16 protein-coding genes are annotated in these 14935 nt (G+C 68.7%); 7 read left to right on the forward strand and 9 right to left on the reverse strand.

Annotated elements, in window-relative coordinates; all coding sequences use genetic code 11:
* Nucleotides 1–8: 8 nt before the first annotated feature.
* From VG899_05115 to VG899_05125, 3 genes are read right to left on the reverse strand one after another with little or no spacing between them, the layout of a single operon-like run.
* Nucleotides 9–1052 carry a ferredoxin--NADP reductase gene (locus tag VG899_05115; GenBank protein HWA65733.1) on the reverse strand — a complete coding sequence of 348 codons (1044 nt, stop codon included), beginning with the start codon at nt 1050–1052 and terminating at the stop codon, nt 9–11.
* Between the two features lie 35 nt (nt 1053–1087).
* Nucleotides 1088–1414, reverse strand: a complete 327-nt coding sequence (locus tag VG899_05120; GenBank protein ID HWA65734.1) for a hypothetical protein — start codon at nt 1412–1414, stop codon at nt 1088–1090.
* A gap of 11 nt (nt 1415–1425) precedes the next feature.
* The gene (locus tag VG899_05125; GenBank protein HWA65735.1) at nt 1426–2706 is read right to left on the reverse strand and encodes an aromatic ring-hydroxylating dioxygenase subunit alpha; all 1281 of its coding nucleotides are present in this window, start codon (nt 2704–2706) and stop codon (nt 1426–1428) included.
* Nucleotides 2707–2876: 170 nt separating this feature from the next.
* Between VG899_05125 and VG899_05130 the strand changes: the two genes are divergently transcribed.
* Nucleotides 2877–3695, forward strand: coding sequence for a mycofactocin-coupled SDR family oxidoreductase (locus VG899_05130; GenBank protein ID HWA65736.1), 819 nt, complete (start codon nt 2877–2879; stop codon nt 3693–3695).
* Nucleotides 3696–3726: 31 nt separating this feature from the next.
* On the forward strand, nt 3727–5181 hold the full coding sequence (locus VG899_05135; GenBank protein ID HWA65737.1) for an aldehyde dehydrogenase family protein: 1455 nt from the start codon (nt 3727–3729) through the stop codon (nt 5179–5181).
* On the opposite strand, the gene VG899_05140 is transcribed toward VG899_05135, so the two are convergent.
* Nucleotides 5178–5798, reverse strand: a complete 621-nt coding sequence (locus tag VG899_05140) for a cation transporter (GenBank protein HWA65738.1) — start codon at nt 5796–5798, stop codon at nt 5178–5180. The genes VG899_05135 and VG899_05140 overlap by 4 nt on opposite strands.
* A gap of 128 nt (nt 5799–5926) precedes the next feature.
* Between VG899_05140 and VG899_05145 the strand changes: the two genes are divergently transcribed.
* On the forward strand, nt 5927–6733 hold the full coding sequence (locus tag VG899_05145; protein HWA65739.1) for an SDR family oxidoreductase: 807 nt from the start codon (nt 5927–5929) through the stop codon (nt 6731–6733).
* On the opposite strand, the gene VG899_05150 is transcribed toward VG899_05145, so the two are convergent.
* Nucleotides 6713–7606, reverse strand: coding sequence for an alpha/beta hydrolase (locus VG899_05150; GenBank protein HWA65740.1), 894 nt, complete (start codon nt 7604–7606; stop codon nt 6713–6715). The two genes, VG899_05145 and VG899_05150, sit on opposite strands and share 21 nt — an antisense overlap.
* Before the next feature lie 89 nt (nt 7607–7695).
* On the opposite strand from VG899_05150, the gene VG899_05155 reads away from it, so the two are divergent.
* On the forward strand, nt 7696–8973 hold the full coding sequence (locus VG899_05155; GenBank protein ID HWA65741.1) for a cytochrome P450: 1278 nt from the start codon (nt 7696–7698) through the stop codon (nt 8971–8973).
* Here VG899_05155 and VG899_05160 read toward each other — a convergent pair.
* Nucleotides 8957–9967 carry a HEAT repeat domain-containing protein gene (locus tag VG899_05160; protein HWA65742.1) on the reverse strand — a complete coding sequence of 337 codons (1011 nt, stop codon included), beginning with the start codon at nt 9965–9967 and terminating at the stop codon, nt 8957–8959. The genes VG899_05155 and VG899_05160 overlap by 17 nt on opposite strands.
* 116 nt (nt 9968–10083) lie before the next feature.
* Here VG899_05160 and VG899_05165 point away from each other — a divergent pair, with 116 nt between their 5' ends.
* The gene (locus VG899_05165; protein ID HWA65743.1) at nt 10084–10506 is read left to right on the forward strand and encodes a hypothetical protein; all 423 of its coding nucleotides are present in this window, start codon (nt 10084–10086) and stop codon (nt 10504–10506) included.
* Between the two features lie 8 nt (nt 10507–10514).
* Here the strand turns inward: VG899_05165 and VG899_05170 are convergent, their stop codons facing one another.
* On the reverse strand, nt 10515–11702 hold the full coding sequence (locus tag VG899_05170; GenBank protein ID HWA65744.1) for an amidohydrolase family protein: 1188 nt from the start codon (nt 11700–11702) through the stop codon (nt 10515–10517).
* 72 nt (nt 11703–11774) lie between these two features.
* Between VG899_05170 and VG899_05175 the strand changes: the two genes are divergently transcribed.
* On the forward strand, nt 11775–12497 hold the full coding sequence (locus VG899_05175; GenBank protein ID HWA65745.1) for an alpha/beta hydrolase: 723 nt from the start codon (nt 11775–11777) through the stop codon (nt 12495–12497).
* Nucleotides 12498–12523: 26 nt separating this feature from the next.
* Here the strand turns inward: VG899_05175 and VG899_05180 are convergent, their stop codons facing one another.
* Nucleotides 12524–13324, reverse strand: coding sequence for a class I SAM-dependent methyltransferase (locus VG899_05180; protein HWA65746.1), 801 nt, complete (start codon nt 13322–13324; stop codon nt 12524–12526).
* Between the two features lie 84 nt (nt 13325–13408).
* Between VG899_05180 and VG899_05185 the strand changes: the two genes are divergently transcribed.
* Complete coding sequence (locus tag VG899_05185; protein HWA65747.1) at nt 13409–14272, forward strand: LLM class F420-dependent oxidoreductase; 864 nt, start codon at nt 13409–13411, stop codon at nt 14270–14272.
* A gap of 3 nt (nt 14273–14275) precedes the next feature.
* On the opposite strand, the gene VG899_05190 is transcribed toward VG899_05185, so the two are convergent.
* Entirely contained in the window at nt 14276–14902 is a 627-nt protein-coding gene (locus VG899_05190) for a TetR/AcrR family transcriptional regulator (GenBank protein HWA65748.1), read from the reverse strand.
* Nucleotides 14903–14935 lie beyond the last annotated feature (33 nt).

Here is a 14935-nt window from a genome sequence, read left to right on the forward strand (position 1 = left end):
CCTCCTGGTCACGTCTCGTACACCACACGCACGACCGGCGAGACGGGCACCGTCTGACAGGTCAGCACCCAACCGGCTTCGACCTCCTCGTCGGTGAGGATGTCGTTGACCGCCATCGAGACCTCGCCCTCCACGACCTGCGCCATGCACGTCGCGCAGTGGCCGGCCTCGCACGACGACGGCGCGGACATCCCGTTCCAGCGCGCCGACTCGAGGATCGTCAGCTTGTCGCGCTGGCTGACCGTCTTGGTCTCGGAGCCGACCGTGATCGTGAGAGTTCGCTCCTCATCGCTGTCGACCAGTGCCACGGCGAACGGCGGCAGCTGCGGAAGCGCGGCCGGTGTGAAGCGCTCGATGTGGATGCAGTCGGTCGCCACACCCGAGCGGGCGAGCCCGGCTTGCACGACCTCCATGAACCCGGTCGGCCCGCAGACGTAGAACTCGCGGTCGCCGGCGGCGTCGGCAAACGACGAGACCATGGCTTGCGAGACGAACCCGCTTGCGGCATCGCTGTGGTGGTGAAGGTCGAGCCGCTCCGGGAACTGCGCAGCGAGCATGTCGAGCGTCGAACCGAAGATGGCCGAGTCACGGTCGCGGTTGGCGAACAGCAGGCTCACCCGCCGGCTCGAGCCGTGCAGGACCGACTTCACCATCGACAGGATCGGGGTGATGCCGCTGCCCGCGGCGAACATCACGAGGTCGGCCTCGGAGTCCGGGAGCAGGAACGCCCCTGCCGGCACGCTGACCGGGAGCACGTCACCGACCGCGACCGAGTCGTGCAGCCAGCACGACACCGGGCCGTCGGGGACTCGCTTCACCGTGACCTGCAGGTCAAGGTCGGTCTCGGGAGCCGACGACATCGAGTAGCTGCGCAGGTGCGGCACGCCGTCGACGACCGCCCGGATCGTGACGAACTGACCGGGACGGTAGGTGTAGCGGTCCGCGAGATCGGCCGGCACGTCGAATCCGATCGAGATCGCGTCGGCCGTCTCACGGACGACCCGCTGCACCGCGAGGTCGTGGTAACGATCGCTGCGCGCCGCCTCAGCCATGCCGGACGCTCGCTCGGTCAACAGGCTCGCCACGGCTACGGGCGCGGTTCCACCGTGACGTCGATCGAGGCGGCGCCACTGTCCGGCACGTGAGGCTGTCGCCATGCCTCCACGGGAAAGGACACCGTGACCAGCGAGGAGAACAGCCAGAGCAGGTTGCGGTCTTCCTCGCAGATCCCGTCGATCGTGACGCCGGTCAGATAGTCGGTGCCGCTTTCGAGCAACGGGAACGCCGCGTCGTAGAACGCCTGGAGCTCCTCCATCGTGCTGGCGATCCGCTTGGCGTAGCGGTCGGCCTCGCTCGGCAGGATCCACTGCGAGAACGGCTCGAGGGACGAGAACTGTGCAGGAAGGGTCGCCATCGCCGTACTCCTCAGGACGCAGCCGGGACGGCCGCGGGACCGGTCTTGCTCGCTTGGTAGCGCTCGACCCATTCGCGGCAGGTCGTGTGCATGTGCCGGAGCATGACCTCCTGGTCGCACAGCGGGAACTCGGTGATCGCCCCGGACTGGAGCATGGTCTGCGTCGCTTCGAGGGTGTTCGCGTCCTGCAGGCCGTACTCCTTGAACGTGACGACGGCGAGCTCCTGCTGGAGCCGCTCGAGCGCGGTCTTGGGCGGCGCGAAGTACAGCGATGTCTCGAACACGTGCGTGTTGTACGACGTCGGCCAGTAGTGGTAGGTGAGGTACCAGTTCGGCTTCCAGAGCAGCAGCATGAAGTTCGGGAAGAACAGGAACGAGTCGATCCCCCAGGCCGGGCTCTTCGCGGGGTTCACCCCCGGCGGCAGCTCACCGATGTCGGGCCCGTCCCACGGGCCGAACAGGCCGCTGCGCAACGCTCGCTCGATGGGCTTGACCATGTTCAGGTCCTTGGGCGGGGACATGCCACCCCACGACGAGACCATGGCGTGCGGGCCGTCCACGTCGTAGGCAAGCGCTTCGTAGCCGTAGCTCTGGAGCTTGCGCGACTCCTCGGACACCGACTGCTTCGCGTGCAGAACGGGTGCGTGGTAGAACTCCATGAAGGCGTCGATGAACAGCTTCCAGTTGCTGCCGATCTCCGACCGGTACGTGTGCTTCTGGGTCATCAGCTCGAACGGGTACGCCTCGATCCCCGCACCCATCTCGCCCATGTAGTCCCGCAGCGGCTGCGGCTCCTGGTCGAAGGTGATGAAGATGAACCCGGCCCAGACGTCGATGGTGATCGGCACCAGCCCGAACTTGTCCTTGTCGAGGTCGAAGAACTCGCTCTCCTGCTGGACGAAGGTCAGCTTGCCGTCGAGGTCGTAGCGCCAACCGTGGTACTTGCAGGTGAACTGCCGGCAGGTGCCGTCGACCTCCTCCTTCGGGAAGTCGGTCCACGCCAGCTTGTTGCCTCGATGCCGGCACATGTTGTGGAACGCCCGCAGCTCGCCGTCACGGTTCTTGACGATGAGCACGGAGGTCTTGGCGGCGTCGAGCTCCTTGGTGAAGAAGCTGCCCGGCTTCGGCAGCTGCTCGACCCGGCCGACGTTGAGCCAGGTCTTTTTGAAGATCGCCTCTTGCTCGAGCGCGTAGAACTCCGGCGAGATCGAGTCGCCGTACGACACCGGCTCGGTGGACAGACCGAAGTGCTGAGTCCACGAGCCCTCTGCGGGCTTGTTGAAGTGCGCCATGTGCCCTCTCCACGGTCCGGTTCCCGCAGATGATATCAAGGATTCCGTTGCCGAGAACAGCGTTTCCGGAAATGAGACGGACGGCGTCACGAGGCGCGGCCGTTGCATTGCTACGGCCTCGAATGAAAGAGTGAATTACTACGACACCGAAGCACTGGGGACGGGGACGCATGGGCACGCTCGACGGCAGGGTCGCGTTCATCACCGGCGCGGCGCGAGGCCAAGGCAGGGCCCACGCGGTGCGGCTCGCGCAAGAGGGCGCGGACATCATCGGCATCGACATCTGCGAGCAGATGGCCTCCGCGGGCTACCCGATGGGGACCCAGGACGAGCTCGACCAGACGGTCAAGGAGGTCGAGGCCCTCGGCCGCCGCATGCACGCCGTCAAGGCAGATGTGCGGGAGTACGGCGAGGTGCGCGCGGCGTACAAGGAAGGCGTCGCCGAGCTCGGCGCGGTGACGATCGTCGTCGCGAACGCGGGCATCGGACCCGGCAACCCCGTCGTACCGCAAGAGGACGTGTGGGCGGAGGTCATCGGCGTCAACCTCACCGGCGTGTGGAACACCGGCCGGGCAACCATCGAGTCGATGATCAAGAACGGGCAAGGCGGATCCGTCATTTTGACCAGCTCGACCGGTGGCCTGATGTCCCCGGCCGCCAACGACGCCGGCATGCTCGGTTACACCGCCGCCAAACACGGCGTCATCGGCCTGATGCGGGCGTGGGCGAACTACTGCGCGCCGCACTTCATCCGCGTCAACGCCGTCGCCCCGACCACGGTGCAGACGCCGATGGCCGGTGGCGGCAGCGTCGAGGACATCGTCAAGCACGCGCCGCACCTGTTGAACTCACTGACCAACGCCATCCCCATCCAGGCCGTCGAAGCGGCGGACATCGCCAACGCCGTGGCGTTCCTCGCGTCGGAGGAGTCCCGCTACATCACCGGAACGGTGCTGCCCGTCGACGCCGGCAACCTCGTTCGTCGCTGAACCGCACCCACACGAGCAAAGAGGAGCATCGATGACCGCGCTTGCCGTCCTTGAGGAGCTTCGGGCCCGGCCCGGGTCGGGCGACACGATCGCGATCGTCGACCCGGTCACCGAAGAGCAGATCGGCGAGTTCAAAGACGGTGGGCCGGAGGCGATCGACGCGGCGGTCGCACGGGCCCGCGAGACCTTCGACTCGGGCGTGTGGCGCAACAAGCCCGGACCCGAGAAGGCCAGGATCCTCTGGAAGGTCGCGGAGCTGCTCGAAGCGCGCGCCGAGGAGCTGGCCCAGATCGACTCGCTGAACACCGGCATGCCGCTGCCGCAGGCGACCCGCAACATGGATGCCGTCATCGAGTACTTCCGCTACTTCGCCGGCTGGTGCACCAAGATCCACGGCGTCGCACGTGACATCCGGATGGCCGGCGGGCTCAACGGGTACGACGCCCGGATCCACTCGTACACGATCAAGGAGCCGGTCGGCGTCGTCGGGCTGATCATCCCGTGGAACGGCCCGGCCTTCAACGCGGCAGCGAAGCTCGCTCCGTCCCTGGCGGCCGGCTGCAGCAGCGTGCTCAAGCCCGCCGAGGAGACCCCGCTGTCGGCGCTGGTCTTCGAGCAGGTGCTCGAGCAGGCCGGGGTGCCGGAAGGCGTCACGAACCTCGTCCAGGGGTGGGGCCACACCGCCGGGCAACGACTGATCGAGCACCCCGACGTCGACAAGATCGCCTTCACCGGCTCGACCGAGGTCGGCAAGAAGATCGTCGCGGCGGCGAACGGCAACCTCAAGCGGGTGATGCTCGAGCTCGGCGGCAAGTCGCCCACACTCATCTACGACGACGCCGAACTCGAGCGGGCGATCCCGGCCGCGGCGATGGGAATCTTCATGCACTCCGGTCAGGCGTGCGTCGCCGGATCACGGGTGTTCGTGCAGCGTGGGGTCTACCAACAGGTGCTGGACGGCATCTCGGCGTTCGCGAACCGGCTGCGGTTCGGCGGGCCGCAGGACGGCAAGGTCCACAGCGGCCCGATCATCAGCGAGCGACAGATGAACCGCGTCCTCGGCTACATCGACGACGGCAAGAACAACGGTGCCGAGGTGGCGGCCGGCGGGCACCGGCTCGACCGCAAGGGCTGGTTCGTCCATCCCACGGTTCTCACCAGCGTCGACTCGAACACCCGGGTGTTCCAGGAGGAGATCTTCGGGCCGGTCGTGGCCGTCACTCCCTTCGACGACGATGACGAGGTGGTGGCGCTCGCCAACGACTCGACGTACGGCCTTGCCGCCGCGGTCTACACCCGCGACCTGTCTCGGGCGCACTCGCTGGCCGGGCGGCTCGACGCCGGCAGCGTGACGCTGAACTGCCAGATGATGTGGGACGCCGACGTGTCCTTCGGCGGCTTCAAGCAGTCCGGCTGGGGCTACGAGAACGGCGAGCTCGGCCTGGACAGCTACCTGCGGTCGAAGTCCGTCTGGACGATGATCTAGCCGCCGCCGTCCGGGGCGGGGGCGTCGTTCGCCCGCAAGGTGGCGACGGCGATCGCGAGCGCGCCGATGGCGATCGCGCACGCCGCAGCCGGGTCGCTCCACCACCAGCCGAACGCGTCGTTGAGGCCGGCCCCGGCGAGCGCCGCGCTCGCCGCCAGCGCGCCGATGAGCGACAGGCCGCCGTCCGCGGCGAGCGCCCGGCTCGGGATCCGCTTGCCGTAGCGGCGCTTCGCCGTACCGAGGAACGCCAGCGCGACCACCGACAGCCCCGCCACGACGAGACCGGCGACCTGCTCCTTGGTGTGCTGGCCGCCGACCAGCCGGTAGATGCCGCCGGCGAGGCTGACCGTCCCGACGATCGACAGGCCGGTGCCGACGACGAGCTGGGCGACTCGCTCGCGACCTTCGTGGATCACCTCGTGACGCAACGCGTGCCGGAAGTGCGTCACCAGGACGATCGAGCCGACCGCGTCGAAGACGCCAACCGCGCCGAACGCGATCAGGACGAGGCTTCGCGCCCCGACGCCGACCGCGATGCTTTCCGCGCTCGCCCCCACCGTCCACACGATCGAAGCGACCGACAGCGCCAACCCGGCCCGGACCTCACGCAAACCCACCCCGTCCGAAGTAGCACACAACCCACTCCGATTGGTACCGGCCTGCGACGGATGTCCGGTTCCAGGGGGCAGTTGTGTGCTACTTCGTACGACGGGGCGGTGGCTGGGGAGCGCCTAGCATTCGGCGGATGACGGACTTGGCCACTGACGTCGTCGTCGGCGCGGGTAGCGGAATGGGTGCCGCCGTCGCGCGGCTGCTCGTCGGGCGCGGCAACCGGCTGCTGCTGGCCGACCGCGACATCGCCGCTGCGACGAGCGTCGCGAGCGAGCTGACCGGCAACGTCGAAGCCGTCGGCTGCGACATCACCGACGAGGCGTCGGTCGACGCGCTGGTGTCCCAGGTGGGCTCACTCGGTGCGCTGGTCGTCACCGCCGGGTTGTCGCCCAACATGGCCGACGGGCGGCGGATCTTCGAGGTCAACCTCGTCGGCATGAGCCGCGTGGTCTGCGCGGTCGAGGAAGTGCTCGCCCCGGGCAGCGTCGGCGTCTGCTTCGCCTCCATGGCCGCTGCCATGGTCCCGGCCGACCCCGGCGTCGACGCCCTCCTCGACCACCCCGACTCCGCCACGCTCTTCGACGAGCTTGCCCCCCTCGGGCTGCTCGAGCACTCCGGGATCGCCTACGCCGTCTCCAAGCGGGGCGTCGTGCGCCTGGTCGAGCGGCGCGCGAAAGCGTGGGGCGACAAGGGCGCGCGCCTGGTGTCGGTCTCTCCGGGCGTGATCGACACCCCGATGGGCCGGCTCGAGGACGCCAACGAACCGGCCATGGCGGGCATGGTGACGGCGAGTGCGCTAGCCCGCGAAGGCCGTCCGGAGGAGCTCGCCTCGGTCGTGTCGTTCCTCGTGTCCGACGCGGCCGCGTTCGTCACGGGCACCGACGTGCTCGTCGACGGCGGCGCGGTCGCGGCCCAGCGCTCAGCCCAGGGCGGCAGCTAGCGCGGCGACCTTCGCCTTAGTGAAGCGCCGTACGACGGGCGCCTTCGGCGCGACCGAGTCGAAGCCGTGAAACGCGCCGTCGACCACCTCGACCTCGCACGGCACCCCGGCTGCTCGCAGTCGCTCGGCGTACGCGAGGTCCTCGTCGTGGAACAGGTCGCACGTGCCCACCCCGACCCAGGCCGGCGCGACGCCCGACAGATCCTCACAGCGAGCGACCGCGGCCAGCGGTGGGACGTCGACCGCGCCCGGCTCCATCCCGGTGTAGCTGCGCCAGCCAAAGTTGTTGCCGCGCAGGTTCCACAGCCGGAAGTCGCTCTCGTCGACGTCGGTACGCAGGCACGTCCGGTCGTCGAGCATCGGGTAGACGAGCAGCTGGAGTCGCAGCGGCACGCCTTCGTCGCGAGCCCGAAGCGCCACCGCGGCCGCCAGGCCGCCGCCTGCGCTCGCTCCCCCGACGGCGATTCGTGACGCGTCGACGAACGGTTGCCGGCGCAGCCAGGTCAGGCCGGCGAAACAGTCGTCGAGCCCAGCCGGAAACGGGTGCTGCGGCGCGAGGCGGTAGCTCACCGCCGCTACGACGACGCCGAGCTCGCGACACATCTCCCGGCACAGCGGATCGTCCTGTGCCGGGGTGCCGATGACGTAGCCGCCGCCGTGGATCCACAGCAGCGCGGGGCGCGGGCCGGTCACGCCCGGCGGGCGGTGCAGCCGCACCACCTGCTCCCCCAGCTCGATGGTCTCGATCCCGCTGCGCGACCGGCGCGACATCCGATCGGTCATCCAACGCAGCACCGGCAGCAGCCGCGGACCGATGCCAGCTTTCGGCGACAGCCGGGCGGCTCGCCGCAGGTCCGGATGAATCCTGGTCACCGGCGAAACCTACGCGACACACCGCTCCGACCGACTGCGGAAGGGACGTTATCCTGTGCAAGAACGAGATTCTCATTCGTGGGAGAGACATGGCCGAGGCGCTGGACTTCGACGCGATCGACTTCTTCCGCGACGACGCGCTGATCCCGGACCCGTACCCCTACTTCGACCACCTGCGGGACAAGTGCCCGGTCCAGCCCGAGCCACATCACGACGTCGTCATGGTCACGGGATACGACGAAGCCTGCGAGATCTACAACGACGCCGAGACGTTCTCCTCGTGCCTGTCGGTGAGCGGTCCGTTCCCCGGCTTCCCGGTGCCGCTCGAAGGCGACGACGTGAGCGAGCTCATCGACAAACACCGCGACGAGCTGCCGATGAGCGACCAGCTGCCGACGATGGACCCGCCCAAGCATCGCGACCATCGCGGCCTGCTGATGCGCCTGCTCACCCCGGCCCGGCTTCGCGAGAACGAACAGGCCATGACCGCGCTCGCCGACCGTGAGATCGACCGCTTCGTCGAGTCCGGCAGCTGCGACCTGATCGGGGACTTCGCCAACCCGTTCACGTTCTTCGTCATCGCCAACCTGCTCGGCGTCCCCGAGGCGGACCAGGAGGAGATCCGCCAGCAGTTCCAGGGGCGCAAGGGCACCGTCGGCAGCACCAGCAAGACGATGACGCACAGTCCGCTGGAGTACCTCTACGAGACGTTGTCGGCCTACGTCGAGGACCGCCGCCGCGAGCCCCGCGGCGACGTCATGACCGGCATGGCGCAAGCGACCTTCGAGGACGGCTCACTGCCAGAGGTGATCGACGTGGTGCGCGTGGCCGCGAACCTGTTCGCCGCGGGGCAGGAGACCACCGTCCGGCTGCTCGGTACGTCGTTCCAGCTGATCGCGGAGCGACCCGAGCTGCAGGAGCTGCTGCGCAGCGACCCGTCGGCGATCACGAACTTCGTCGAGGAATGCCTGCGTTACGAGAGCCCCGTGAAGGGAGACTTCCGGCTCGCCCGCGTCAACACGAAGGTCGGCGGCGTCGACATCCCGGCCGGCACGATCGTGATGGTCGTCAACGGCGCCGCGAACCACGACGCCCGCAAGTTCAGCTCACCGAAGGAGTTCCAGCCGGACCGGGCCAACGCCCGTCAGCACCTCGCCTTCGGTCGAGGCATCCACACGTGCCCGGGCGGCCCACTGGCCCGCGCCGAAGGCCGGGTCAGTCTCGAGCGGTTCCTCGCGCGGGTCGACGACATCCGGATCTCCGAGGCCCACCACGGTCCCGCCGGCGCGCGACGCTACGAATACGTCCCGACCTACATCCTGCGCGGGCTGCGCGAGCTCCACCTCGACTTCACGCCGAAGGGATAGCGCCGAGCGCCACCAGCGACGCGTGCGCATGGTGTCGCACCAGCTCGTCGCGATCGTTGAGGGCGGCGGTGAGCGCCCGCACCGGCTCGGGTCCGCCGAACCAGCGAAGCGCGATCGCGGCGTGCATCCGCGACCAGTTGTTGCTGCTCGTCATCGCCATCAAAAGCAGCGGGACCGCCTCGGGACGTCGGGTGTAGCCGAGCCCCAGCAGTACGTCGCCATGAGGGATCCAGTGTGGGTCGGCGAAGACCGCCGCGTACTCGGCAGGGAAGGCAGACCCCAGATCACACGAGACCGCCGTGACGCTGTCGATCAGGAATCGCGCCTGATCGCGAGGGAGATCGAGGACCAGCGTGCCTGACTTGAGCTCACCGAAGCGCTTCACTGCCTCCGGTCCGGCCGCGAGCAGGGCCCGTCGGCTGGCCTCGTCGCCATGCACGATCGCCGCTTGCAGGAGCGCGACGACATCCGCCACAACCGGGGGTGCCGGCGAGCCGACCGGCCGAGTGGCGCCGACCGGCTGAGTGGCGCCGACCGCCACGGTCACCGGGCGGCGGCGGTACTCCGCGAACCCGGCGGCGGCGTACCCGGCGAAGCACGCCGTGGTGAGCCAGGCGCCCCATCCGGGGTGGTGCCAGATGCCGAGCGCGCGCCCCGATGAGCTGACGGTCCAGTCGGCGGCGAGCAGCACCCGTACGCTGCAGGCCACGACGCCCGCCGTCCCGCCGAACAGCAGCGCACGACGGAACGCACCGGGCAGTTCGACGTGGGTGGAACGCAGGCACGAGACACCGAGCACGCCCAGGGTGATCGCGGCCAGGATGCAGACCGCGCCGATCAAGCCGTCGCCGCCCGACAGGCCGGTGGAAGTCGTCGTGGTGGCAAACGTCGCCCCCGACACGATCCAGGTGCCGAGCACGCCGACGACGACGACGGGCAGCAGTCCGATCGCGACCGCGACCGACCACGGTCTTGGCGCTGCCCCCCGGTCCATGCTCATTCCTTCGACCAGTGCCTGCCTAAGCCTGAAGCCTCGCCAGGGAGTTGGTCGACCGCGCGTCGAGCAGGAATCGAGAAGACCCCGGGAGCGGACCTGCTTAGGTTGGACCCATGAGCGGATTCAGCAAGGAAGAGCAGGCGGCCATGAAGGCGCGCATCGAGGAGCTGCGCGCCGAAGGCAAGAAGGGCGCCAAGAAGGCCGACGAGCACCAGGCCTGCCTCGACGCGATCGCGAAGATGGCGCCCGACGATCGCGCGATCGGCGAGCGGGTGCACGCCGTCGTCACGAAGCACGCGCCGCAGTTGTCGGCGAAGACCTGGTACGGCATGCCGGCGTACGCCAACGCCGACGGCAAGGCCGTCATCTACTTCCGTGATGCCGGCAAGTTCAAGGAGCGGTATTCGAACTTCGGGTTCAACGACACCGCAACACTCGACGACGGCGACATGTGGCCGATCATGTTCGCGATCCAGCGGTGGAGCCCGACCGTCGAGAAGAAGATCGCCGCGCTCGTGAAGAAGGCCGTCGGCTAGGCGACCCGTTACGCCGGAACGGGGACCGACACCAGCTTCGAGAGGTTGCCGCCCATGAACTTGCGGATCTGCTCCTCGCTCGAGTACGCCGCCAGGTCGTCGACGAACTTCGCCGGCTCGGCGAGCCCCTCCGGGTGCGGGAAGTCCGACCCGAACAGCACGTGGTCCTCGCCGAGCAGCTCGGCCAGGTCGGCGTAGTTCTCCTCCCAGAACGGGCTGATGTAGACGTTGCGGCGTACGACATCGACCGGGTTCTCGGCGAACTCCTGCGGCATCTTCTTGTAGAGGTCCCGCATGGCCTTCAACAGCGGGCCGACCCAGCTGGCGCCGTTCTCGATGACGGCGATCTTCAGCTCCGGGAACCGCGACAGCGCACCGTGGCACACCAGCGCGGAGACCGAGTCCTCGATCGGACGCCACGCGGACAGCATGCGGAACGCCTGCGGCTGGAACGGCAGCATCTCGCTGCCGGTGCCTTCCCACTCGTTGGCGTAGCGCTCGTACCCGCTGTCCGAGGAGTGCATCCCGACGAGGAGGTCGTTGTCGACGATCTTCTGCCAGATCGGGTCGAACTCCGGCTTGCCGAACGACCGCGGACCGCGAAAGCCGGGGACCGGGGCAGGGCGGATCAGTACGACGCGGGCTCCGCGCTCGATGACGTAGTCGAGCTCCTCCAGCGCCTTGTCGACGATCGGGAGCGTGATGACCGGCGTCGGGAAGATCCGGTTCTCGTAGTTGAAGGTCCAGGTCTCGTACATCCACTCGTTGAGCGCGTGGATCACGATGTGGATCAGCTCCGGATCGTCACGCATCCGCTCCTCGACCAGGCTGGCCAGAGTCGGGAACATCAACGACCGGTCGATCCCCTGCTCGTCCATCAGGGCCAGCCGTGACGCCGGCTCGCGGAAGGCTGGGATCGCGCGCATCGGCTCGCCGAAGATCTCGCGGCGGCTCTTGCCCTCGGGGTTGCCCTTTCGGTAGTACTCCTCCTGCGCGCCCGGGCGCGCCACGACATCGAATGTCGGGTTGGGGATGTACTCGCTGATCTGGCCCCGGACCACGATCTTCGTCCGGCCGCGGACGTCGACGTAGTCGATCGCGTTCTTGTACCGATCCGGAAGGAACTTGGTGAGCGCCTCTTTCGTCTCGTACATGTGGTTGTCGGCGTCGAAGATCGACAAGTCGTTCAGGGCCATGATTCGAATTAACCTCTCTTTGACACTGACGTCAATATCAGCATCGGCGCGCTCCAGCGAGGAGATCACAGCATGACGACCTACGTCCTGGTGCACGGTGGCGGCCACGGCGGCTGGTGCTACGACAAGGTCGCCCGGCTGCTGCGCGATGCCGGTCACGAGGTCCACGCGCCGTCGCTGACCGGCCTGGCCGAACGGGCCGGCGAGCTGAGCGCCGACACGGACCTCTACACCCACGTCGGCGACGTCACCTCGTTGCTTGCCGGACACGACCTGCGCGACGTCGTCCTGGTCGGTCACAGCTATGGCGGCATGGTGATCACCGGCGCTGCTGACCGCGCGTACGACCGCGTGGGCAAGCTCGTCTACCTCGACGCGGCGAACCCGCGCAACGGCCAGTCACTGGTGGATGTCGCCGGGCCGATGATGAACGCGGCTCGATCGCTCGGCCGGGTGGTCGACGGCGTGGAGGTGATCCTGTGCCCTGATGAGCCCGGGTCAGGAGCGTTCTACGGCGTGACCGATCCTGCTGACCTCGCCTGGATGGACGAGCACCTCACCCCCCACCCGTGGAAGTCGATCGAGCAGCCCCTCGACCTTCGCCACGAAGCCGAGCTCTGGGCGATCCCGCAGTTCCACATCGTGTGTACGTCGACGATCGCCACCCGCGGCCCGGAGCTGATCGCGAAGGCGCGCAGCGAAGGGCGCCTATGGGACATCGACACCGGGCACGACCTGATGATCACCGAGCCGCGAGCCGTCGCGGACGCATTGCTGGAGATCGCGACGCGCTGACCGCGGCGTACGTCAGGGTGCGTACATCAGGGTCTCGCGACGATCTCGCCATGCAGGATCGAGATCCACCCGTCCGGGTCGCCGGCCCACCTCCGCCAGGCAGCGGCGATCCGCTCCAGGTCTGCTTGCTCGGCACGCCCCTCCCCGATCAGCTGACGGGCGAGGTCCGAGCCGACGATCCGGTCGGCCCACATCCCGCCCCAGAAGCCACGACCATCCGCGTCGGCGAAGGACCAGGTGCTCGACGTCGCCGTCACGTCGCAGAACCCCGCCTCATGCGCCCACGCCAGCAAGCGCCGTCCGGCGTCCGGCTCACCGCTGTTGGCGCGAGCCGCGTCGCGATACAGGCGCAGCCAGTCGTCGAGATCTGCGCAGGCCGGGTACCAGACGAAGCCTGAGTAGTCGCTGTCGCGCGCAGCCACCACCCCGCCCGGCCGGCACACCCGGCGCATCTCGGCCAGCGCACGCACCGGGTCGTGAACGTGCTGCAGGACCTGGTGGGCGTGGACCACGTCGAAGCTGTCGTCGTTGAAGGGCAGGTCGTGCACGTCGGCGACCTCGAAGACCACGCCGTCGATGCCTCGCCGCGCGATCTCCTGGCGGGCGATGTCGAGGGCAGACGCCTCGGGCTCGACCGCCGTCACGGTCCCCGGCGCCACGATCCGGGCGAGGTCGGCCGTGATCGTCGCCGGTCCACATCCGACGTCGAGCAGTGCTTGCCCCGCCGCCAGGTACGGCAGCAGGTAGCCCGCGGAGTTCTCCGCCGTACGCGAGCGATGCGACCGCAACACCGACTCGTGATGGCCATGGGTGTACGCCCGTCTCATGCCGTCACGCTACACCGTCGTTCATCATTGTGAGATAGGGGTTTCGAATATTGGGATGACAGACGTCTCGGGCAGGATTGACCCATGCAGGCAGTCACCGGCATCGGCGTGTGGGCGGCGCAGCTCCGGTACGGCGACCCTGGCGAGATCCGCGACATGGCCGCGGAGCTGGAGGCCCTCGGCTATTCCGCGCTGTGGATCCCCGACGTCGGCGGTGACCTCTTCACCTCCGTGGAGGTGCTGCTCGACGCGACCGGCCGGGCCACGATCGCGACCGGCATCCTCAACCTCTGGATGCACGCGGCGGAGCAGACCGCACAGCAGCACTCCCGGCTGACCGCGGCGTACGGCGACCGGTTCCTGGTGGGGATCGGCGTCAGCCACCAGCCCCTCATCGACCGCAAGTCTCCTGGCCGCTACACGAAGCCGCTCAGCGCGATGCGCGACTACCTCGACCGGCTGGACCAGGCCGATCCGCCGCTGCCGCGCGATCGCCGGGTGTTGGCAGCACTCGGCCCCAAGATGCTCGAGCTGGCACGGGGCCGCGCAGCCGGCGCCCACCCTTACAACGTGACCCCGGAGCACACCGCTGTCGCGCGCAGCGCAGTGGGACCCGACGCGATCGTCGCCACAGAGCTCGCCGTCGCGCTGACCAGCGACCCGGCCGCCGCGAGAGCCGCGGGTCGTCAGCACCTGTCGATCTACCTCGACCTGCCGAACTACACGAACAATCTGCGCCGGCTCGGGTTCGGCGACGACGACTTCGCCGACGGCGGCAGTGATCGGCTCGTCGACGCCCTCGTCGCGTGGGGCGACGAGTCAGCGATCGCGGCACGGGTGCGAGAGCATCGCGACGCGGGCGCGGACCACGTCTGCATCCAGGTGGTGAACCAGGACGCAGGTGCCCCGCGCGACCAGTGGCGGGCGCTCGCGCCGGCCCTGACCTGACGATCAGCCGTCGATGGCGAGCCGGATCGCCCGGGTGACGGCGGCCCGAAACGGTTCGCCCGCCGGCACCGCCCGGTCGGGTTGGCCCGCCAGCCCCAGCACGAAGGCCGTGTTCGGATACGACTCCGGTCGCGCCGGCGCAGGGTCATACCCCCAGCCCGGGGCCGCGCCGAGAAAGATCGCGCCGTAGACGAGCGTTGTGTACTCATAGATCGCCGCGACCAGTCGGGCGTCGCTGGTCGCAATCCTTCGGAACACCGTCACGTAAGCCTCGAGGGGTTCGGCAAGCGCCTCCTGATGACCGTGGAACAGCAGCGAGATCGCGCGCGGATGCGCGAGCCAGCCGTCACGGCAGCGCAGTGCGAAGTCCAGCAGAGCAGCGACCGGGTCGGCGTCGGGATCAGGGCCGCCGCCGATCTCCTCGAAGATCCGAGCGGCGACGTGGCCGAGCAGCTCGTCCATGTCCGTGAAGCGCCGGTACAGGTTCGCCGGGTAGCTGTCGAGCCGGGCGGCCAGCCGGGCGATGGTGAGGCCGGGCCGGCCGCCCTCGTCGAGCAGAGCCAGCGCCGCGGTCACGATGTCGTCGAGTGACGGCGTCGCGTCGCCGTACCGTCTGCCCTTGCTTGGCACCCGACGCCTCCCGAGCCCGCCGACGACCCTTGA

The organism is Mycobacteriales bacterium, from assembly GCA_035550055.1.
Lineage (GTDB): Bacteria > Actinomycetota > Actinomycetes > JAFAQI01 > JAFAQI01 > DASZTV01.